Source organism: Gimesia panareensis (assembly GCF_007748155.1).
Classification (GTDB): Bacteria; Planctomycetota; Planctomycetia; order Planctomycetales; family Planctomycetaceae; genus Gimesia; species Gimesia panareensis.
The window spans coordinates 2,925,609-2,947,385 of the sequence record NZ_CP037421.1 but is presented as its reverse complement, the minus strand read 5'-3'; the positions used below and the strand labels follow the sequence as shown (position 1 = coordinate 2,947,385).

Sequence of the window (21,777 nt, the reverse complement as noted above, 5' to 3'; positions counted from 1 at the left end):
GAGAGCGGAGGCAATCCATGTATTATTTCATTAAGGTGGCCCTGACCGCAGTCGTGGTCGTGGCGGTAGCGGAAATCTCCAAACGCAGCTCTCTGTTAGGCGGTGCCCTGGCCTCCCTGCCGCTGGTCTCTTTTCTGGGGATGATCTGGCTCTATATCGATACCGGCAGCACCGACAAAGTGGCCGAGCTGTCCCGCAATATCTTCTGGCTGGTGCTGCCCTCCCTCTCCTTCTTTCTGCTGCTGCCGATCCTGTTGAAAAAAGGCGTCGGTTTCGGTGCCAGTTTCGGCATCTCAACCGCGGTGATGATCGGTTTCTATCTGGGCATGATGTTCTGTTTGAAGAAATTCGGGATTCAGTGAGTGGAGGGGCTGTTTATGGGCTTCTTAGAACTGACAGTCTGGTTCTGGATTGGAGACAATCACTGTCAGTTTCCTGTGGTCTGCGACCACTGCGAATTGCATTCGGGGGTTCCCTGTGCGAATGAGGAAGCGAATCAGGTCTGTACGTCGCAATTATAGAACAGTATTAAATCCCAATGGACCCTGGAGTGACCGGCCCGCCGCTGAAAACGAACTTCGGGACTATGAACAAGGAATTAGCGAACCCCGTTCAGTCGGCCGGGTAAAATCCAACCCCAGGCCGACGACTTGTCGTCGGCCTGGGAAGCAGTTTACAAACAGTATTCACGAATCAATCCCGCGTACACGTCCTGTCCGCGTTCCAACTGTGCGAGGGTAATCCATTCGTCGCTTTTATGGGCCTCGGTGATGTTGCCGGGGCCGAGCAGTATGAGGTTTTCGACTTCGGGAAAGTTACTGGCTTCCGAACCGTAGGCGACTGTTTTGGGCGGGTGGCCTGTCGAAAGTTTTGCGGCTTGTTGGGCGAAATCCGAGTTTGGATCGCGGCGGAATGCCGGATTTTGGCTGCGGATGTGGAACTCGATTTTCAACTCATCGGCCTTCATCTTAAGCAGGTGAAGAATCGCCTCGACATCGGTTCCCGGCATCGGACGGAAGCACAGCGTGCAAATCGATTGCGGCGGCGTGATGTTCACCGCAGCGGTGTGGTCGTTGATGCCGATATTCATGCAGACGGTCGGCGGGTTGAATTCATCATCGAGCCATTTCTCGTCGGTTTCGGTTTCATCGTAAATTGCTTTGGCTACTTGCAGGAAAGGAATCATTGCCCAATTGGCGTTGAGCCCTTCCCGCGTACTGGAATGGGACGCCTTGCCGTGCGATGTCACTACCACCTGACAGCCCCCTTTATGGGCATAGACAACATCCAAACTGGTCGCCTCGCCGACAATGCCATGGGCTTTCCCTGCCGTTAATTCTTTGTAGATTTCCGACCGCTGGGCAATTTCAATGGCGCCGCGATGGTCGAGTTCTTCATCGGCCGTGCAGGAAATATAAACGGGGGCTTTCAGGTCTTCATTGCTTATCGATTCCAACGCGGCGAACATGCAGGCGATGGAACCCTTCATATCGGTACTGCCGCGACCAAACAGCTTGCCGTCGCGGACCGTCGGTTCGAACGGGCCGTGCTCGGGAATCGACCAGCCGTCGGTCGGCACGACATCAGTATGACCGAAATAGGCAACGCCCCCGGTACCCGAGCCCTTCCGCCCGATGATATTCACTTTCGGCACCCCGGCGGAATCAGTGTGCTCCACCCGTTCGGTTTCACAGCCCAGTTTTTTCAGCACTTGCTCGACATAATCGCTGACCGCAGCGTTGGACCGGTTGCTGGTCGAATCGAAGCGAATCAGTTCCTGGGCATACTCGAGGGCGTTCATAAAAAGTTCTCTGAATGAGGTAACCGTCCGAAAACGGCATCAATCTGAAGAATTCCAGAGTAATCTTTCCACCATGCCCAATCAAGCGGCTTTCTTGCGTTTCGCTTCCGGATGATCGGCAAACCAGACATCGGGCAGCAGTTCGCCCAACCGATCACTCGGTTGCGTCGGAAGATTTTGACCTTGCCCCCTTAACCGCATCCAGAACTTGATATACTGATCAGGATTCTGGACTAATTGAGGATGAGGCGAACATGCCCACCAAGCGTCATTCATCCGAACAGATCATTTCGAAACTCCGGGAAGCGGAAGTCCATCTCGCCCAGAGAGTAATAATTTCCCTGAAATGAAAAAACAGGAAATCAACCAGCGGGCCCTCTACGAGAGGCGTTGCGAATACTGTGTGTGGTTTGTGGATGGACCAATCCTAAAAGCTGAGAGTACTGGAATAGAGTATGGTTTCGATTCTGCTCGAAAATAATGTGATGCATACTGATCACAAAAATGATCACAACTCCTGCCGCCGCACGGTCTTCAAATGGCTTTTGTGGGTTATTCAGCAAATAACCTGAAATGCTAAAGGCCCTGAGTACTCAGTGTTTAGCGTTTGGCTGGAATATGAGTACCAGGACCAGGTGCGACTTCTATCCGCAGGTCGGTGGTTCGAATCCACCCGGGCGTGCTTTTCTGCTTCTTTTCTCTTTCCCCTCTGGTAACACGGCCTGGCTCTGGCTCGAAGGCGCCCTCTGTCAGTTTCCTGTGGCCTGCGACCACTGCGAATTGCATTCGGGGGTTCCCTGTGGAAAAACTTTATTGGTTTCTTTTGAACAAACAATATGATTTAGTAATTCTTTTTTGAATTAAAGAAGCAATCAGATGTCAAATAGACCTTCCAGTTCTTCAGATGGAATTGTGCGCAACACGGGATGCTCTTCAGTTCCAATATTTTCAATAACATTGAGGTCTATATTGACTCCTTCCAGTTCGGGCCTCATTAACCGATTGTAAAGATCTGTAAAACTTCGACGCAGGGATCCTTCGTCTCGACCAGAATACATCCCTATCCTGCGTGAATCATTATTTGCCTTCGCATCTTCGAGCCGTTCTTTTATTTTTTCAACGTGTAGTGATGGTTGCATCCAGAGAAGAAATGTTTTCTGAGTAACATCGGGATGATTTTCATGCACAAAATGAAATACACCGTCTGTTTCATATTGCCAGTGATGTATTAAAGTATCGCATTCGTCGTTTTCAATATCTGTCTTAAACCGCCTTTTTGTTGGTTCGATACCACGATCTGCATGGTATTTCCCCTTACACTGAAATGGTCCCCAGATGTGATACTTTCCTTCGATCTCAAGATGATACAGAAGACGCTGTTCGGACTCTGTAAAAGACTCTTCGGACTTTCCCTTCATATTCCAGACATGGCCCAGTAGTGTTTTTTTGCCGCACGCCGACATGCCACAAAGGTGAATCACTTTCATTATCATCTTTCAATCTAAAATTAAGACAGAATAGATGTTAATATGTGAATCTTCAAGCGCCACCAGAAACATCACCTCTCCCCGCTGGGTGACACAAACCGCTTCAGCTGTCTGCTCTCATTCAGACCAATGCAGAACTTCAACGTGGTGATTCTGTTTTTTGCGTGTTAGAATTTCCGAAACATGCAGGCCTGTCTTTTCGCCGATACCGCTGATCGAGATCGAACATGACCGTCATTCTTTTATTGTGGTTACTTGGGATGTATCTCATGCTGGGGGCCTGCCTGGAATGGAATTCCATTATGGCCGGGCCGACGGCTTCCATTTTAATCCTGCTCTATGGGCGGATGACTACGCGCGTTGCCTATTTTCTCTCAGGGCTCTTCTGGTTTACTGTGGGCTGGCTGCCAGTTTTGGACCTCTATTTCAACGGCATTGGGCATATCTGAAATTCTGCTGGCTGGTAATTTGTTACGTATTGATCAGACGGGGTTTAGGGGGCGTTTCTCTGGACGGTCGGTTTGACGCTTGATTGGAAGTGCGTTCTGACAGTTTCCTGTGGTCTGCGACCACCCCGAATTGCATTCGGGGGGACCCGGTCTGTCGTTCGAATCCAGCCAGCCTGTTTCTTGCCACGAAAAGTCACCAAAGCCTAGCTTCTGCCTCGGGTTACCACTACACTGGTAGTACTACCAAAATTTCTCACCCCAATCCTCTGTCGCTCTTTTAATACGGATGATGCTGGAACTATGAAACCATTCTATCGCTACTGTGCCGTACCCGCTTTGAAATTTGTCTGTGGGGCTTTTGCTCTCTGTCTGTCGCTGCTGGTGACCAGTGTTGCCAGTGCGGGGCCGCTGGTTTATCAGGGGACGGACGGGCCCGGCGTGGGGAAGCATATTGTCTTCCTGGCGGGCGATCATGAGTATCGCTCTGAAGAATCGCTGCCGGAACTCGCGCGGATTCTGGCGAAGCGGTTCGGGTTCAAGTGCACCGTGCTGTTCAATATCGATCCGGAGACCGGCGAGATTGTGGCCGGTAACTCGAATATCCCGGGGATGGAAGCCCTCGATTCGGCTGACCTGGCGGTGATCTTTCTGCGGTTTCAGAATCTGCCCAAAGAACAGATGAAATATCTGGATGAGTACCTCAAACGGGGCGGCCCGGTGGTTGGCATGCGGACTTCGACGCACGCCTTCAATATGCCCGCTGATGCCCCGTTCTCGAAGTATTCCTACCAGAGCAAAGACAAAGACTACGAACTGGGCTTCGGTCACCAGGTGCTGGGACAGACCTGGGTGGGCCACTATGGGACCAACCATAAGCAGAGCACTCGCATCAGCATCCTCGACGAAAAGAAAAATCATCCGATTCTGCGGGGTGTGAAGGATGTCTGGGTGCAGGCCGGCGGTTATGTGGGCAAGCCTGTCGAAGCAGACGTGCTGACGATCGCGCAACCGTTGAACGGGATGAAACAGGATTCCCCTGCCGACGAAACGAAGCCTCCGATGCCTTCGGAATGGACGCGGACTTACACCTCTGCCTCCGGCAAGAAGGGCCGCGTGTTCACGACGCTGTACGGCACGCCTGAAGATCTGTTGAACGACGGCTACCGCCGGATGCTGGTCAACGCGTGTCTCTGGGCACTGGGCATGGAAGACGCGATCAAGGCGGACGCGAACGTCGATTTCGTCGGGCCGTTCGAACCGAATACGTTCGGCTTTGGCACTTATGCTCACGGGATCAAGCCGGAAGCGTATGCCGGGTTTACGAGTCCGATTCCGGCGAATCACAATACCAAACGAACAGACGCTCCTAAGAAGGGGAAGAAGAAAGCGGCTCCGAAGAAGAAAGAAGCCAAGGGAAAAAAGTCGGAGAAGAAGGCTGCTCTGGTGACCGGTAAGCCGGCGCGTTTTGTCCGCATTGAACTTCCGGGCGACAAACGAATTCTCACGCTGGCGGAAGTGGAAGTGATCAGCGGCGGAAAGAACGTTGCCAAAGGGGCCAAGGCCACACAGTCGAGCACGATGGGACCGGGAGTGGCTGCAAAGGCCCTCGACGGCAATAAGAGCCCGGACTGGGGTAAAGGGGGACAGACCCATACTTCCAATTCCGGTTCGAAGAATCCCTGGTGGGAAGTCGACCTGGGGAAAGCCGTCAACGTCGACAAGGTGGGGATCTGGAACCGGCAGGGTTTCGAAGGCCGCATGGAAGATTTCACGCTGACGCTACTGGATGCGGACCGCAAAAAAGTGTTCGAGGTCACGAAGGTGGCTGCTCCGTTTACGATGGAGATCGATGTCAAGCACGGGGGCAAGCTGGAATACCTGACCTTCAGTGGGTCAGCCGGTGTTCCATATAAGTCGACTTCCAAATCGGTCGGTGCGGAGTCACACAGTCAGGTTCAGGATCCGACACTGGCCGAGGTGCCGGCGAATTATCGGGATCCGATTCCGTTTGCATTTCACAAGGGGGATGTCGTTGCCATCGTGGGTAATGGACTGCCCGATCGGATGCAGCATGATGGCTGGCTGGAAACGCTGCTGCAGAGCGAACTGCAGGGCAAGCAGGTGCGGTTTCGGAATCTGAGCGCCAGCGGCGACCAGGTCGATTCGTTCCCGCGGAGTAAAGGGGCTGCCACGATTACTGAATATCTGCGGCACGTCAAGGCGGACGTTGTCTTTGCCTTCTTCGGCTACAACGAATCATTTCAAGGCGTGAAGAAAGCCGACGATTATAAGAAACGTCTGATCGAGTTTGTGCGCAGGACCCGTGGTTCCAAGGCAAACGGCAAAACGTTCCCGCGGATTGTGCTGTTCAGCCCGATCGCACATGAAGCCACCGGGAATAAAAACGTGCCTGATGGTAAGGCACACAACGCTCAGTTGGCCGCCTATACCAGAGCCACCGAAGCAGCGGCCCGGGAAGCAGGAGTCGCGTATGTCGATCTGTTCCACCCTTCCCTGCAGATGTTCAAGGAGTCGAGCGAGCCTTTAACAATCAACGGGATTCATCTGACTAAGGAAGGTAACAAAAAGCTGGGGGAAGTGATTGCCTCGGTCCTGTCCGGGCACCAGGTGACTGCCTCGCAGACGATGGAGAAACTGCGGTCGGCCATTCTGGATAAGAACTACAAGTGGAACAACCGCTATCGCGCCCGTGACGGGAATGACGTGTGGGGCGGCCGTTCGATTCTCAAGTTTACCGACGATCAGACCAACGCCGAGGTGCTGCAGCACGAGCTCTCGATGCTGGACGTAATGACGAACAACCGCGATGCCCGGATCTGGGCGTATGCCAAAGGGGAAGATTACCAGGTTGATGACAGCAATGTTCCGCAGCCGGTAAAGGTGATTTCGAATGTCGGCGGGGGGAGCAAGAGCTCCAGTGCGGTGAAAGAAGGGAACCTCAACTACATCAGTGGTGAAGAAGCGATTAAACACATGGCGCTGGCTGACGGGTTTGAAGTCAGCCTGTTTGCTGACGAAAAACAGTTCCCCGAACTGGTTAACCCGGTGCAGATGCAGTTCGACACCAAAGGACGACTGTGGGCGGCTGTCTGGCCGACTTATCCCAAGTGGGAACCGTTGAAAGAGATGAACGATGCACTGCTGATCGTGCACGACGACGACAATGACGGCAAAGCGGATCGGGTGACCGAGTTTGCCCGGATTCAGAATCCGCTGGGTTTTGAATTCTGGAACGGAGGCGTCCTGGTAGCGTCCGCACCGGAGATTGTCTTCCTCAAAGATACTGATGGCGACGACGTGGCCGATGTCCGCACGATTATGCTGCAGGGCCTCGATTCCTCTGATACCCATCACGCAGCGAACAACCTGATCTATGGTCCCGATGGTGCCATTTACTGGCAGAGCGGCGTGTTTATGGTGCACAACCACGAGCATCCCTGGGGGCCTTCTCTGCAGGTGGGTGAATCGGCCATGTATCGTTTCGATCCGCGGCGGTTCACGATTTCGATGCATGCCATCAATTCCCCCAACCCGCACGGGATTGCCTTTGATTACTGGGGCTATCATTACGCGACGGACGGAACCGGCGGGCGTGCCTACCAGGTGCGTCCGGATAAGGGCGGCTTCAAAATGCACGAGCTGCTCAAGAAAGAAGTTCGTCCCGTGACGGCCAGCGAAGTGGTCAGCAGTGCTCACTTCCCCGAGTCCATGCAGGGCGACTTCCTGATCTGTAACGTGATCGGATTTCTGGGCATCAAGCACTACGACCTGGCGCGGAACGCTAAAGATGGTACCGTGTGGGGTGAGCCGGCTGGTGATGATCTGGAGGTCACAAGACTGAATGCAGACGGGACGAAAACTCCGGACAAGTCCAAAGGTCTGATGATGAGCGGAGACAAGAACTTCCGTCCCGCGGATGCGATCTTCGCTCCCGATGGTTCGCTGTATTTCTGCGACTGGCACAACGTGATCATCGGCCACATGCAGCACAATGTCCGCGACCCCAACCGCGACCATCAGCATGGTCGTATTTACCGGATGACTGCCAAGGGACGCCCCCTGCAGAAGCCGGTTGCCATTGATGGGGAGCCGATTGCCGCGCTGCTCGAGAACCTCAAATCGCCGATCGACGGCATTCGCCACCGGACCCGTGTTGAACTGAGCGAACGCGATTCCGACGCTGTGATCGCGGCGACCCAGGAATGGATCAAGCAGTTTGATCCGAATAAAAAAGAAGACGCGCACCACCTGCTCGAAGCACTCTGGTTGCACCAGCAGCACAACGTGCGGAACCTGGAGTTACTGGGACTGCTGATGAAGTCTCCCGAACCGCACGCCCGCATTGCCGCGAACACTGTGAAGCATTTGTGGTTTGAAGTGGAAGGGACGATGCGGGGCGGCGTGATTGCCGAGTCGGAAGAAGCGGCGACACAAAAGTCGGGTATTCTCAGCGATACCCCCGAACTGACGACGATTCACATCGGGACGGTCCGCGAGCGGATGCGCTACGATGTGACGAAACTCACCTTAAAGCCCGGCAAGAAGGTCAAGCTGACCTTTTCCAACCCGGATTACATGCCGCATAACATTATGATGGTCAATCCCGGGAAAGCCGATGAAGTGGGGCTGGCCGCGATTGATCTGGGCGCCAGCGGGTTTTCCGTTGGTTTTATTCCGGACAGCAAAGAGATTCTCTGGCACAGCAACCTGGTCGACCATGGTCAGGAAGAGGTGATCGAGTTTGTGGCTCCGACCAAAGAAGGGGCGTACCCTTACATCTGCTCGTTCCCCGGGCACCACCGGCTGATGCGGGGTGTGATGTACGTGACCAACAATCTCGAAGAGTTTCTCAAGAATAATCCGCAGCAGGAAACCAAGGTGACCGAGTGGAAGCTGGCCGACCTGGAAGCGGATCTGAAACGGGTGGGACAGCATCGCAGTTTTTCTCAAGGAAAAGAACTCTTCACGAAACTGGCCTGTGCCCAGTGTCATAAACTGGATAAGAACAGTGTCATTGCCGGCAGAAATCTTTCCATCGGTCCCAATCTGGACGAGGTCGTGAAGAAGCACAAGCACGACGCCAAAGCGATCCTCGCAGAAATTCTGGAACCCTCGCGCAAGATTGAGGATAAGTACCGGACGGTGCTGTTCGCACTGGATGACGGGCAGACGATTAACGGGAACATCGTTTCCGAAGATGAAAAATCGTTGATTGTGCTGACCGGACCGCCGCAGGTGAAGGAGAAGAAAATTCTGAAGGAGTCGATCGAGTTTCAACGAACGTCTCCCGTCTCCATCATGCCGGCCGCCCTGCTGAATACGCTGGATAAAGAACAGATCCTCGATCTGCTCGCGTACGTGATTTCAGGCGGGAACGAAAAGTCCGAAATGTTTCATCATCACCATTAAGGATCGTCGCGCAGAGAATCGGGAACGATTCCCTGAAAAATAAGTCGTAATTACGCAGGCCCTGTGTGTTCAGGATTCAGTTTTATCTGGATTTTGAATACCAGGGCCTTTTGTTTTGTGTTGAGGACGATTGTATTTCGATGTGGATCAGTCGTGATGATCGCAGGCCCAGTTAATTTCACTTCAAGGAGTTGATGTATGTCGAAAATCATGTGCTATGGCGAGGATGGGCTCACTCTGGCTGCGGTGACACAGCATTTAGGGAAACTGTTAGCTGAAATCAGGTCACAGCATCGTGATTTAGATGAAGATGAAGATATCTCTCTTGAAGACTGTCTGGTTTTTTATCGCCCCAGTTTTGGCAGGAATGGAGGTAAAAAGGGGGCTTCGTTTGGTGAGTTTGACGCGATTATTGCTACTAAGAAGAATGTATATTTGATTGAGTCGAAGAGATATCGTTCCCCCTCCCGAAATACAACAATCATGGTGAAGAAAAATCAGGTTCGGCGACATCAAATATTTGAATGGATCTGGGATAACTGGGAGTCAGGTCAATCCTGGGAACAATTTAGAACAGACTATTCTGATGCTTTTAGAGATGAATTTAATGACAAACCTCTTGCTAATTCAAATAGACAGCTCGCGAAAAACTTAAAACAAGTTTTGGATCTTATTTATAAAGACGGCCGAAGCATTCAGCATATTCTTTTGGCGTTTTATCACAATGAACAACATATCCCATCTGAGGGGCTTCATAAAAGTGCAAAGATGTTTCGTCTGGTGCCTTTTCACTTTAAGAAAAACCAAATCGAGCAGGTATTCGAGGTGAATCTCGATACGCAGCAAACAGATTGAAAAGAAAACGGGGCTGGAAGTGGTTGATGAGCTGAACGGATTGCTGTGCGATGTTCAGCTTGGGAGTATGGAGCCGATCTATAAAATGGAGACTTTGTTTCTGGTTCGGGAGGCACTGCTCCGCTGAGCCTGGGTAGCCCTGCTCCTGATTGAATGACTGAGCTGGGACCTCTCGCCGTGATCGGGTTGTATGTTGCGAGGCGGGCAGGCACACAGGCCAGCCCCTACAGTAATTATCAATGGTTTTGATTTTGGCGAACGGCGTGAGGGAGTCAAGCACAATTTGTGCTCTGAGTTCTCTGTGAGTTCCCCTGAATTGATCTTGAGTTTGCTCCGAATTGCTCTGAGTGTGCTTCGAAATGATTTGAAAATGTACGAGATATCTGGAACCGGTTATTTTTGTTTCGGTGTAAAACGGGTGAAAAACGACGGCGATTCAGGTGCTGCTTCGTCATTAGTGCGTCATGTCCCAGTACACGCATCATCCGCCTCGCGCGCGAAGCACAATTTCCACAATTTACGATACGGAGAGAGTGGATCAAGGGGAGTTTATGCAGTGATGAGCACTGAACGGCACAGCTGTTTATTCGGAAGCAGTAGCGCGAGTTCAGAGATCGAGTTGAAACCGCAGGCCGGCGACGAAGGCGTCGGGGTAGATGCCCGAGGGGGTTGTGACGTACTGCAGGTCGGGCTGGATGCTGAGCGATTCGTTGATCCGGGCTTTGTAGAAGACTTCGACCATGACTTCGTGATCGGTGCCCCCCTGGTCCAGGTCGACCCAGCCGGCACCGGCGCCGGTGACATCCTGATCGCGGCCGCGGAGCAGTCCGGTGTAGACGAATCCGGCCAGGGCGTCGTGCGGGATCAGGGGATAGGGGGAACTGCCGTAGGTGGCGGTGGGAAAATGCTGGGCGAAGACAGCCAGACCCTGGCGTTGGTCGTCGGTGCTGTCTGCTTCGAGGAAGAGGAACTGTTCGAACTGGATGTAGTAACCAAAGGCCCGCGGGATCTTCCCGGCGGGAACGACGCCTTTGGTGTGATAGGTGAAGCCGGCAGTGAATTTTCCCGGCAGGTCCCGGAACGGTGTCGTGTAGTTGTATTCCATTTCACCGATGAACAGAGCCGCGTTGTTATCGGAAAAGAGACCGTTGGCGTTACTGCGATACGCATCCCAGCCGCCGACTCTGAAATGGAGGCCGGGGTGGATCTCGGTCATGAAGACCACGGCCGGACTGGGTGTGGGAAACGAAGGCAGGCCTGCCGAGGGGGAGAGGCCGAAGGCGGAGTTGATGAAGTCGCCGGCATAATCCATGGTGAGGAACAGGTTGCTGAGGTCCTGCTTGCCGACGCGCATCGTAATGCCCGATTCGTAGAGTTCGACTTCCCACCAGAGTTCGCTGATCTGGGTGATGTTGTCGAACGAGTCGATGTTACTGAGAATCTGGGTAGCCCCGACATATTCATCGAGTCCGCGTCCGTGCGTGTTCTGAAAGAGGATGGAAGCCCGGCCGGGGATGTCGAGCTTCATTTTTTCAAAATCGAGATCGACCGAGAGGTTGAGCAGGCCTTCGTACTGGGTCGAGCCGTCCGTAGCGATTCCGCCGTGCGCGTTGGTGAAGACTTCACCGTAATAGACGGGAGTGACCGAGATACCGCTTTCGGAATCAAACCAGTCGGGGATGAGCGTTGGGTCGTCTGCCGGCTGCGTGATGGGAATGCAGTCCAGAGATTCCAGCGGGAGTTCCTCAGCGCAGCTCTGAGCAAGGACTGCCCGGGGACCAGACAGAACCAGTATCAGAAAGATCAAATGGAGGACAGAATTCAACCGCAACGTTACATTCCCCGTTCACGCTGCGAATCAAAGTTCAGCCCAAATAGATACAGCGCACTATAGTCTTATTTCGGCAGATTTGCCGGGTGTATCCAGTCTGGGGGAATAGTCAAACTGAGTGGAGAATAACGGCGGCGATCAGTTCGACTGCAGTGCTTTCGGCTTCGGTGCCGGTTGACTGGTAAGATGTTTTCGCAGAAAGGCTTCGACCAGCTGCATCCGTTTGGCGTCGAAGAACTGTGGCCCGCCATGGGCGCCGCCGTGGATGACTTCGAAGGTGACGTCCAGGCCGTGCTGTTTGTATTTGCCGTGCAGTTCGTGGGACTGGTTGATGGGGACCTGCGGATCCTGGTCGCCGTGGATCATCAGTAGCGGCGGGTCTTTGTCGTCGACGTGAAAAACAGGGCTGGCGAGTTTAGCCAGTTCCGGTCTGTTTTCGGGTCGATCACCGAGCAGGAGCTGCAGTGCGGGAACGCGGACACTCAAGCCGTGCGGCGTGGATTGCGGGAGGATCGTCATAAAGTTGGTGGGGCCAAAATAGTCGACGATGGCATCGATGCGGGAAGATTCCTGATCGAAGTCGCCGAGATCCCCTTCCAGTTGGGCATTGCCGTTGGTGACACCCATCAAAGCGACGAGGTGACCGCCGGCGGAGGACCCGAGGATGCCGATTTTGTCCGCGTTGTAGCCGTACTTGTCTGCGGAGCCCCGCAGGAAGCGGATGGCGGCTTTGATATCGTGGATCTGGGCCGGGAAGCGGGCGACCGGGGAAAGGCGATATTCGACGCTGGCGACCGCGAAACCATGCTCGACCAGTTCGGTGAGCGGCATGTTCGCTTTCGAGCCGGCCCGCCAGGCGCCGCCGTGGATCCAGATCAGCAGCGGAGGTTGTTTGACGCCCTCGGGCAGATAGAGATCGAGGAGCAGACGCTGCTGGTCGGTGGTGGCGTACTGAATGTCGTTGATTCGCTGAATCGATTCCACGGCGAAACTCCTGGTGGGGGCTGAGATCAGTAACAGGACCAGCAACAGTCCGGCTCGGTATGAAGGTCGCATGTGGGGCTCTTTCTCTGGTCGTTTTGGGGCGATCCTGGTGGTTCCCGGTTGTGTCTATTGTAGTCGTGCGGGAGAGGGAATGACAGTTTGTGGGCGGGCCGCATCGTGTTTGACTGGGGGGCGGCGAATCAGGGGAAATATTCATCTGTTCCCGGCGGAGCCGATCGGTAGAATTCCCTTTGAGTCGAAAGGGTTTTTCATTCAAAAGCGTCTCAGGATGCTCTGCTGATTTTCACTGTCGGGCGAGACGACAGTAGCACACGGTGAGGTGGTTTCGTACTAATATTGCTTGTTTTCAGGATTTGTAAAGAACTGTGAAAACGGAAAAAATCTCGGTCGCAAAGAATCAGGGGGAGTGCTATGATGCGCTGCCTGCCTGTTGGTCGACAGCACCACGAAGACACAAGCGGTTTCCTCAACCTGGGGTTCTCCCCTGCACTCCCATACGTTCTCAACGCTCTAATAACCAGTGTGAGGGAAACGCGGTTCTAGATTCTGTTAAGAGCTCAACAGGCGGGCGGCTCCTGGTGAGGAGTGCGCTTCGATGTGATAACTTTTCAAGGATAGATCTACTGTGTGGTCTCTGAAAACAGCACAACGTGCGCTGATCGCCGCCGGCTGTATGGCGATGATTTACACCCAGTTCACCATGTCCCCCGCAACGATCGAATTTGCGCGTTCGCTGGGAGCGACCGGGTTGCATATCGGGATTCTGGGTGCGCTGCCGACAATGATGCTGTTTTTTCAGTTCCTGGCTGCCGTCGTGGCCAATCATCTGGAATACCGCCGCTGGCTCTGGCTGCCGATTTCGATTCTGCAGAGACTGATTCTGGTACCGGTGGCGCTGGTACCCTGGCTGTATCCATCGTTGTCTGATACGGCCTGGCTGTGGTGGCTGATTGTCCTGACGGCGCTCAATCACGCGTTGATTCACTTTACCACCCCGCTCTGGCTGTCGTGGCTGGGGGACTATCTGCCCCATAAGGGACTCAATCACTACTGGGGTTATCGCCAGGTCTGGATGTACTGGACCGGGGCACTTTCGCTGCTGGGGGGAGCGGTATTCCTGGCCGAGAGTGGTTATGGAATTCAGGTCGGCTTTGCCTGGCTGGTCGGCGTAGGGGCGATCTTCGGGGTATTCGACATTCTGTTCTATCTCAAGATCGAAGAACCGCCGGTAGCGAAAGTCAAAGAACCGAAGCTGAAAAAGGTGCTGATGACGCCTTTTCTGGATCCGAATTTCCGGTCGTACATTTCGTTTACCTGTTTCTGGCATTTCGCTGCGATGCTGGGAGCCCCGTTTATCAGTTATTATCTGCTGGAATATACGGGGATGGACGTATTTCGGCTGCTGTTGCTGTGGACGTGTGCCTGGCTCGGGGGAGCGGTATTTTCCAAGCGACTGGGTTCGATGGCAGACCATTATGGGAACCGGCCGGTGCTGATTCTATGTACGGCATTTAAGTCGACCAACATGATCGGCCTGTTGTTTCTGCCCCAGGATCCGACGATTGCATTCTGGATCATGGTGCCGGTATTTATTGTCGATTCGCTGCTCAACGCGGGAATTGCGATCGCGAACAACGGCTTCATGCTCAAAAATTCTCCTTCCGAGAACCGCACGATGTATATTGCCGCGGGAACGGCTCTGGCCGGGCTGGTCGGCGGGATTACGTCGATCCTGGCGGGGGGCTTCCTGGTGATTTCCTCGGGCTGGAGCGTGACGATTTTCGGGCGGGACTTTAATAATTTTCACCTGATCTTTGCGATCAGCCTGGTGATGCGTCTGGTGGCTGCCTTCTATGCCCGTTCGGTCCGCGAGCCGGATTCGCACTGGACGGCCCAGGTGATTATGAAGCTGGTCGGCGTGACGCCGTTCCGGATGATGCGATTTCCCGTTGGTCTGTATCGTTCGTTCAAGACCGACGAACTGAAGGGGCTGTCGCGTCGGGAAAAACGGGACCGTAACCGGCAGGAGAAAGCGAAGTTGACACAGAACGCGGGCAGCGGACCGGTGGAATAGTTTCAGCCGCGCAGCACCACCAGATGATTGGGTTCCAACTGGATCTTGTTGTTCTGGATGAGAGGTTCCGGGACTGAGGAGAGTTCGAGAGAACCTTGAAGTGAGATGCGGAGCGGGCTGGCGTCTGTTTCTGCTGCCGGGGTGAGGCGGGCGTGGATCGTGATGGTTGCCCCCTGCTCTGACGACTGATTTTGCGGCGACTGATATTGCAGAGTGAAGATGTTGTGGTCCAGATCGGCGGACGTCTGCATGTTGGTTGCGGCAAGCCAGCCTGTGTGGAGGCCCTGCTTGCGGAACTGGAGCAGACTTTGATACCAGCGGAACATGTCCGGATCGCGGTGAGGGGCCTCGTTCCATTTGGCGTTGAAGAAAGCTTCGGCCTGCGAGGGGAGCAGTGCATCCTGCCAGATGTGGGGGGGATAATCGCCGCGGCGACCGACGTCGACTGCATCGCGGAGGTGACGATCCTCGAAGTCGACGAAGAACGGGAATGGTGCCGAGGTCGCGAATTCTTCTCCCATAAAGATCAACGGAATGCCGGGATACAGGAGTACGAGGCCCGCAGCTGCTTTCTGAAATCCTTTGGACGTCAGCTGGTGAATCCGCTTACCATGCGGGTGATTGCCGACACTGTCGTGGGTCTGGAGGGCGACGACCAGCGATTCAAAATGCCGGCTGATTCTCTCGTTATCAGTCACGCGTTCTGAGTCCTTGCCGGCGAAGACATAACCGTGTGCCAGTGTTTCCACCAGATCGGCAGTTCCGTGGTACTGGCGGTGTGTGATTGAGAGTTCGGGCAGCGCGTGGGAGTAGATGGAGTACATCAGGCAGTCGCACCAGATGCCATCATAGGGGCTGCGGTTCTGGTCGGGGGTAAGGAGTTCGTGGTTGTAGACATTGGTTTCGGCGAAAAGGTGCACGGGCCAATGGACTGATTCCGCGTGTCGGGAAACGCCCTGGCGGATCGCATCGAGAATGTCGGGGCGGCTGTCGTCGTACATGCAGTGCACGGCGTCGAGTCGGAGGCCGTCGAGGTGGAAGTCTTCGAGCCAGTAGACGGCGTTATCGACGATGAACTGCCGGACGTGTTCTGATTCGGGGCCGTCATAATTAAAGGCGTCTCCCCAGGGAGTGTGATGTCTGTCAGAAAAATAGGGACCGAATTCGGAGAGGTAGTTGCCTTCGGGGCCGAGGTGGTTGTAGACGACATCCAGAATGACGGCCAGACCCGAACGGTGGCATTCATCGACGAAGGCGCGAAAGTCATCTGCGGATCCGTAGGTGTTGCGGACCGCGAACAGATCGACGCCGTCGTAGCCCCAGTTCCAGCGGCCGGGCGACTGGGCGACAGGCATGATTTCGACCGCGGTGATGCCGAGTTCAATCAGTTCGGGGAGCCGTTCGATGGCCGCGCGGAACGTGCCTCCCTGGGTGAAGGTACCGACGTGCAGTTCGTAGATGACGAGGACACGTTTCTCGATGCCCTGCCAGCTTTGATCGGTCCAGGGGAAGTCGCGGGGATCGATGATCTGCGATACGCTGTGGACTCCCTGGGGCTGGTAGCGCGTGGCGGGGTCGGGGCGTGTGTTTTCTCCATCGAGCCGGTACTGGTAACAGGCGTTGGCGCGGGCCTGGGGAATGGTGGCGGCAAAGTACCCCTGATGATCGCGCACCAGTTCGTGAGAGATAGTGTCGTGATCGGTCTTGATTTCGACATGGACCTGCTTACAATCGGGAGCCCAGACACGGAAGTGCGTTGTCTCCGAAGTCAGAGGTGTGGCACCCGGGCGTGTGATTTCTGTTGCTTCCAGTGCCGCGAGACCAAACCAGCGGCAACCTTCCAGGACAGCAGAGGTGGCGGTGCCTGAGGCGAGGTAGAGGCGGTCCTTCCAGCCAGACTGACGATGCAGATTATAGATCCGCTGTGCCAGACTGCGATCGGCATTCCCTACCAGGATCGTGCGATAGCCGGCGGTGAGTGCGGCGAGATCGTTACCGGAGTCGCCGGAAAAGACCGTGCTGGTGGGATCGAGCTGATTTTCCTGATGCCACCATTCGAGGGCGAGTGCCTTGGAGACGGTGGCGGGCAGCAGATCGATCAGGCCATCCCCGTTAAAGGGATCGACACTGTGAATGATCGAATACGGGGCATCGGTCCGGTCGAGGACCTGTTGAACGAGGTCGACCTGCTCTGCGAGTTGTGTGGCGTCTGTATAGAAGCTGAGTTTGAATCGTCCCTGCTTTTCCGGTTCCTGAAGTCTTAATCCGGAGATGGGCAGCAGTTGTTCGCGGAGGGCGTCGATTGGCAGGGAGGCGATGATCTGGTCCTGGTAATCCTGATAGGCGGCGACCGGAGTAAATTCGCCTGAGGGCTGGCGCTGAAAGATAGAGGTGCCGACATCGCAGATGATCCACTGAGGGACCGGCAGTTCAAACTCTTCGATTGCCTGCATGACGGAAGCAAAGTGCCGCCCCGTGACGAAGACCACAGAGACCTTGCGTGCCTGGAATTCGGTGGTGAGTGTCTGCAGATCAGCTTTGTTCTGAGGATCGTGATGCAGAGGGATAAAGGTGCCATCCAGATCGGTGGCCAGAATCTGACCAGCGGGATCTGTCAGCGGATTGTCTGCGCGAGACATGGGACGCTCCGTCGGTTAGACGCGATTGAGCCAGAGGATCTGGTAGGGCGCGAGCACCAGTTTCTCCGAGGTCGCGTAGGTTTTATCGTCGATCATATCCTGGAAGAATCGCCCGAGGCCAGCGGTCCGGATTTTATTACCTTCAATTTCCTGAGGCTCTTCGGAGAAATTAGCCAGCACGATCAGGCGGTGGCCTTCATTGAAGCGGATGTAGCCGAGCACATGCTCGTTGGCTGTGGCGATGAGATCCATTTCCTGACCAGCCAGGGCGGGCAGCGATTTGCGGAGTGCGATCAGTTTCTGGGTAGTGCAGTAAATGTGGGTGCGGATGGATCCGTTGCCCGCGTTGCGGTGGTCGTCCAGTTCTTCCAGGAACTCCCATTTCATTTTGGGACGATGGATCCAGCGCGAATCGCCGGCCTTGGCGGGATCTTTGACGAAATCGTAATCGTTGAGCATGCCCCACTCTTCCCCGAGGTAGAGCAGCGGAATTCCGCCGATGCTCAAAGAGACGCCGTGCAGGAGCAGCATCCGGCGGAGGGCCAGTTCTTTCTTTTCCTCGTCGTCTTCCTCGATGGCCTGTTCCAGACCGGCGAGCGAAGCCATGGTGCCCGAGATCCGCATGTCGCCGGTTTCAAAGTTTTCCTGAAAGGGAACGCCGCGCGCGAAAGAGCCCGGAAACTGACCCGTGTAGAAGTCGTTCAGAAATTTACGGTGATCGTAGGCATTGATGCCGATTGCCTGGGCGTCGGCGTCGTCGAAGGTCCAGCCGATATCATCGTGACAGCGGAGGTAGTTGACCCAGGCAGTGTTGCGGGGCAGTCGATAGCGGTGGCGGAGAGTCTGCACCAGCAGATTGACTTTGCGGGTGGCCAGCGATTCCCAGAGGAGCGCCATCAGAGTCGGGTTGTAGGAAATCTGGCACTCGTGTTCGCTGATGTATTTGACGACATCGTCGGGATGCACGATCGCTTCGGACTTGAAGAGCAAGCCGGGGGTGGCGATGCGGGCCAGGCGGTTGAAGGCCTGGATAAGCGTGTGGGCCTGCGGAAGATTTTCGCAGCTGGTCCCCATCTGCTTCCAGATGAAGGCGACGGCGTCGAGGCGAAGGATGTCGATGCCGGTGTTGGCAATGAAGAACATCTCTTCCAGCATCGCACGGAAGACGGCGGGGTTGGTGTAGTTCAGATCCCACTGGAAACTGTTGAACGTGGTCCAGACCCACTGCTGCATGCCGTCGTGCCAGGTGAAGTTGCCGCGACGGACGGTGGGGAATATTTCGCGGAGCGTGCGTTCGTATTTTTCCGGCTCAGTGCGATTCGGGAAAATGTAATAGTATTCCTGGTACTCGCGGTTGCCTGCCTGCGCGAGTCGAGCCCATTCGTGATCGTCCGCGGTGTGGTTGAAGACGAAGTCGAGCACCAGCGAGATGCCGGCTTCACGAAGGTCGGCGGAGAACATCCGCAGATCGTCAATCGTACCGAGGCGGGGATCGACGGAGCGATAGGTGCTGATGGCATAGCCGCCGTCATTATTGCCGGGACGGACTGCGAACAAAGGCATCAGATGCAGGTAGGTCAGTCCCAGGTCTTTGAAATAGCCGACCTGTTCGCGCAGCTTGCTCAGGTTTTCCCCGAACAGATCGACGTAAAGGGCGCCCCCGTTGATCTTTTCAGACTGGAACCAGTTGGGTTCGTTGATGCGATGCCGGTCGAGTTCGCAGAGTTCTTCTGCGCGTTCCGCCCACGCCCGGGCCGCTGTGAGCAGCACGTGTTCGATGTGGTAGAAGAAGTCATAGCGGCTGTGATAGAGTTCAAACAGCAGACTGAACAGCGGTCGCCAGTGTTCCTCGAGTCTGAGTTCGAACTCGTGGCGTCTGGCATCACTGATTTGACTCTCCTGCCAGACCTGAGCCAACCGGGGCTGCAAACGCTGCAGGGTCAGATCTGCTCTGAAGTCAATCTCATCCTGTGTCTTGCTCATTCGATCCGATCGTTGGGGATAGTTATCTTGTCCAAAAAGTTGTAGTATCTGATTCCTTCGAGGATGCCTGCAGCGTGGGGAGCCTTCGCAAAATAGACGCGTGGTCGATCGCGCAGTTTCTCCAGCTCTTCGCTGTGATTGCCGACAACGACTCCCAGAGTGCGTCCCAGCAGCATGCCGACATCGTTGCCGGAGTCGCCGGAGACGAGAACGTGCTCAGGAGCGAAACCCCATTTCCAGAGCACGTGTCTCATGGAAAGATCACTCCCCCCCCGCACGGGAATGATATCGAGATACATCCCGAGTGACATCACAACCTTAGCACGTAAACCTGCTTCCCGGAGAATTTTTTTGATTTCCGAGAGACTGGGACTGAGACTGGTATCAATTTCGTAACTGATCTTGAATTCTGACTGATGCTCGTCGATTTGCGGGAAGAAACCGGGGAGCGAATCCAGCACGTCGCGAATTTTCTCGGGTTGCCAGGCGTAATCGATCGATTTGCGCCAGCTGAGGTCAGGGGTGAGATTTTCGCCGTAGTGTAACTGTGTACCAGCGTCAGTATCAATCAGGTCCGGCTGGGGCAGCCCCAGCTCCTGGATCAGTTCCATGGCACTGTCCAGACGTCGGCCTGTTGCAATTCCAAAACCGATATGTTCATTCTCACGCAGCAGTTCGATAAACTCCTGCAACGCTTCGTCATCTCCCGTCAGTGTATTGTCCAGATCGGTGATAATCAACCGGTCAAATTCGGGTAGTCGACGCGTTGTGGATTTGTCTGCGAGCACCGGTGCGGGAGAATGTTCCAGAATGTCCTGCAGGTCACGAAGATAACGCTGTGCGTGATTATTCCAGGCGTAATTCTCGCGCGTGCCCTTGATGCCGTTCGTGGACCAGTCTGCCCACTGTTCCGGCTCGGTGAGGACGCGGAGCAGCGCGTGTTCAATGGCCTCCTTGTCCAGCGGGTCGACCAGCAGACCGTTTTGACAGTTGGCGATGATGTCTCGCGGTCCCCCATCGTTGGTCGCCACGACAGGAAGCCCGGTGGCGCCCGCTTCGAGGAGCGTCAGGCCGAAGGGCTCGGTGAGCGCGGGATTGATGAAGACCCCTTTGAGCGAGGTGGCCAGGCGATAGAGTTCGGGGACGTCATCCGGCGTATGCGATTTGGGATAAGCGACTTTGCCGTACAGGTTATAGCGGTCAATCAGATAAAGCACATGATTGATGATGTTCCTCTGCGATTTGGGCAGGTCGCGGAGATCATCGCGGGTTCCCATGACCATGACGAGGTTCGCTTTTTCCTGCAGCTGTTCGCTTTCGCCGTAGACACGGACCAGCATCTCGAGGTTTTTCCGTTCATCGGGGCGGGCCATGGTGAGAATCATGGGTTTGTCTGGCTCGCGGAGAAAACAGTTCAGTTCCTCCGCGATGGCAGGCGTTTTCCAGTCGTCTCCTGCAGGAGAAAAGTTGGAGAGATCGACGCCCGGGGGAATGACTTCCATACGTGAGGGTTCATAATGGTCGTACAGCTCATACTGCTGCTGGACTTCCTGGTTCGTACTGGTCACGACCATGGAGGCGGTTTCCAGGGCGAGTTCTTCTGCTTCAATCCGGGAGTTGAACCGGTAGCGGTTTTCCAGTTTTTCGACTGATTCCGAATCGGTTTTGCCGAGGGAAAGCCGCTGGCGCTTCACGCGGCCGAGTGAGTGTCCGGTGAAGACATACGGAATATGCAGCAGGCGGGCCAGCTGTGCCCCGGCTACGCCGGCATCAGCGTAATGACCGTGAATGATGTCGGGCAGACCTGAGCGGCGGAAGTGCTGCAGCGTCTGATCGATAAACAGTTCGAGGTAAGGCCAGAGCGATTCTTTGCGGAGGTAGCGTTTGGGGCCAAAGGGGATGCGGACGATTTTCGCATTTTCCGAGATCTGTTCCTCGACCTGAGCATAGTCATCGGCGACCTTGGGATCGATGATCTGGCGGGTGAGCAGTTCGACTTCACGGACTCGAGAATGAGCAGCGAGTTCTTTGGCCAGCTCCAGCACGTACTTCACCTGACCGCCGGTATCGGCGTCACGGCCAAGTTCGGGGTTATGGGCGCGAATCAATCCGTGCAGACTGATAAGGGTGATTTTCAGGTCTCCCCGTCTGGCCGAGGCAATACCTGCCCCCCGGGGATCGGTCACGGATTCAGAAAAGGGTTCATTTAAGACGTTGCGGGGC

The 21,777-nt window shown here is 54.9% G+C and carries 13 protein-coding genes; 5 read left to right on the top strand and 8 right to left on the bottom strand.

Annotation, left to right across the window (positions count from 1 at the left end; translation table 11 throughout):
- Nucleotides 1-17: 17 nt before the first annotated feature.
- Nucleotides 18-362, top strand: a complete 345-nt coding sequence (locus tag Enr10x_RS11110; RefSeq protein WP_145449078.1) for a DUF3147 family protein — start codon at nucleotides 18-20, stop codon at nucleotides 360-362.
- 311 nt (nucleotides 363-673) lie between these two features.
- Here Enr10x_RS11110 and Enr10x_RS11105 read toward each other — a convergent pair whose 3' ends face one another.
- From Enr10x_RS11105 to Enr10x_RS11095, 3 genes are all read right to left on the bottom strand, one after another.
- The gene (locus Enr10x_RS11105) at nucleotides 674-1,801 is read right to left on the bottom strand and encodes a M20 family metallopeptidase (protein ID WP_145449077.1); all 1,128 of its coding nucleotides are present in this window, start codon (nucleotides 1,799-1,801) and stop codon (nucleotides 674-676) included.
- Between the two features lie 81 nt (nucleotides 1,802-1,882).
- A complete protein-coding gene (locus tag Enr10x_RS11100) occupies nucleotides 1,883-2,077 on the bottom strand; it encodes a hypothetical protein (protein ID WP_145449076.1) in 195 nt (64 codons plus the stop codon).
- A 596-nt stretch (nucleotides 2,078-2,673) separates the two neighbouring features.
- On the bottom strand, nucleotides 2,674-3,288 hold the full coding sequence (locus tag Enr10x_RS11095; RefSeq protein WP_145449075.1) for a hypothetical protein: 615 nt from the start codon (nucleotides 3,286-3,288) through the stop codon (nucleotides 2,674-2,676).
- Nucleotides 3,289-3,548: 260 nt separating this feature from the next.
- On the opposite strand from Enr10x_RS11095, the gene Enr10x_RS11090 reads away from it, so the two are divergent.
- The 3 genes from Enr10x_RS11090 (at nucleotide 3,549) to Enr10x_RS11080 (ending at nucleotide 10,022) form a co-directional block, all read left to right on the top strand.
- Entirely contained in the window at nucleotides 3,549-3,737 is a 189-nt protein-coding gene (locus tag Enr10x_RS11090) for a hypothetical protein (protein ID WP_145449074.1), read from the top strand.
- Between the two features lie 300 nt (nucleotides 3,738-4,037).
- Nucleotides 4,038-9,167, top strand: a complete 5,130-nt coding sequence (locus tag Enr10x_RS11085) for a PVC-type heme-binding CxxCH protein (RefSeq protein ID WP_145449073.1) — start codon at nucleotides 4,038-4,040, stop codon at nucleotides 9,165-9,167.
- A 198-nt stretch (nucleotides 9,168-9,365) separates the two neighbouring features.
- On the top strand, nucleotides 9,366-10,022 hold the full coding sequence (locus tag Enr10x_RS11080; RefSeq protein ID WP_145449072.1) for a hypothetical protein: 657 nt from the start codon (nucleotides 9,366-9,368) through the stop codon (nucleotides 10,020-10,022).
- Between the two features lie 607 nt (nucleotides 10,023-10,629).
- Here the strand turns inward: Enr10x_RS11080 and Enr10x_RS11075 are convergent.
- The gene (locus Enr10x_RS11075) at nucleotides 10,630-11,853 is read right to left on the bottom strand and encodes a carbohydrate porin (RefSeq protein ID WP_145107951.1); all 1,224 of its coding nucleotides are present in this window, start codon (nucleotides 11,851-11,853) and stop codon (nucleotides 10,630-10,632) included.
- A gap of 138 nt (nucleotides 11,854-11,991) precedes the next feature.
- Nucleotides 11,992-12,909, bottom strand: coding sequence for an alpha/beta hydrolase (locus tag Enr10x_RS11070; RefSeq protein WP_145449071.1), 918 nt, complete (start codon nucleotides 12,907-12,909; stop codon nucleotides 11,992-11,994).
- Nucleotides 12,910-13,483: 574 nt separating this feature from the next.
- Between Enr10x_RS11070 and Enr10x_RS11065 the strand changes: the two genes are divergently transcribed.
- Entirely contained in the window at nucleotides 13,484-14,932 is a 1,449-nt protein-coding gene (locus tag Enr10x_RS11065; RefSeq protein WP_232093316.1) for an MFS transporter, read from the top strand.
- Nucleotides 14,933-14,934: 2 nt separating this feature from the next.
- On the opposite strand, the gene treZ is transcribed toward Enr10x_RS11065, so the two are convergent.
- Genes treZ through Enr10x_RS11050 form a run of 3 tightly spaced genes read right to left on the bottom strand, consistent with a single transcriptional unit; the run spans nucleotide 14,935 to nucleotide 21,716 of the window.
- Nucleotides 14,935-17,571, bottom strand: a complete 2,637-nt coding sequence (gene treZ / locus Enr10x_RS11060; protein ID WP_145449070.1) for a malto-oligosyltrehalose trehalohydrolase — start codon at nucleotides 17,569-17,571, stop codon at nucleotides 14,935-14,937.
- A gap of 15 nt (nucleotides 17,572-17,586) precedes the next feature.
- Nucleotides 17,587-19,554: an alpha-amylase family glycosyl hydrolase gene (locus Enr10x_RS11055; protein ID WP_145107961.1), complete on the bottom strand. Its 1,968-nt coding sequence runs from the start codon at nucleotides 19,552-19,554 to the stop codon at nucleotides 17,587-17,589.
- Nucleotides 19,551-21,716, bottom strand: coding sequence for an HAD-IIB family hydrolase (locus tag Enr10x_RS11050; protein ID WP_390620448.1), 2,166 nt, complete (start codon nucleotides 21,714-21,716; stop codon nucleotides 19,551-19,553). Before Enr10x_RS11050 ends, Enr10x_RS11055 begins: the two co-directional genes overlap by 4 nt.
- Nucleotides 21,717-21,777 lie beyond the last annotated feature (61 nt).

Excerpts from the sequence above, each read along its gene's own strand:
- Enr10x_RS11055 (WP_145107961.1), bottom strand. The coding sequence starts at position 19,554 with ATGAGCAAGACACAGGATGAGATTGACTTCAGAGCAGATCTGACCCTG.
- Enr10x_RS11085 (WP_145449073.1), top strand. The coding sequence starts at position 4,038 with ATGAAACCATTCTATCGCTACTGTGCCGTACCCGCTTTGAAATTTGTC.
- Enr10x_RS11110 (WP_145449078.1), top strand. The coding sequence starts at position 18 with ATGTATTATTTCATTAAGGTGGCCCTGACCGCAGTCGTGGTCGTGGCG.
- Enr10x_RS11105 (WP_145449077.1), bottom strand. The coding sequence starts at position 1,801 with ATGAACGCCCTCGAGTATGCCCAGGAACTGATTCGCTTCGATTCGACC.
- Enr10x_RS11080 (WP_145449072.1), top strand. The coding sequence starts at position 9,366 with ATGTCGAAAATCATGTGCTATGGCGAGGATGGGCTCACTCTGGCTGCG.
- Enr10x_RS11095 (WP_145449075.1), bottom strand. The coding sequence starts at position 3,288 with ATGAAAGTGATTCACCTTTGTGGCATGTCGGCGTGCGGCAAAAAAACA.
- Enr10x_RS11090 (WP_145449074.1), top strand. The coding sequence starts at position 3,549 with ATGTATCTCATGCTGGGGGCCTGCCTGGAATGGAATTCCATTATGGCC.
- Enr10x_RS11100 (WP_145449076.1), bottom strand. The coding sequence starts at position 2,077 with ATGAATGACGCTTGGTGGGCATGTTCGCCTCATCCTCAATTAGTCCAG.
- treZ (WP_145449070.1), bottom strand. The coding sequence starts at position 17,571 with ATGTCTCGCGCAGACAATCCGCTGACAGATCCCGCTGGTCAGATTCTG.
- Enr10x_RS11070 (WP_145449071.1), bottom strand. The coding sequence starts at position 12,909 with ATGCGACCTTCATACCGAGCCGGACTGTTGCTGGTCCTGTTACTGATC.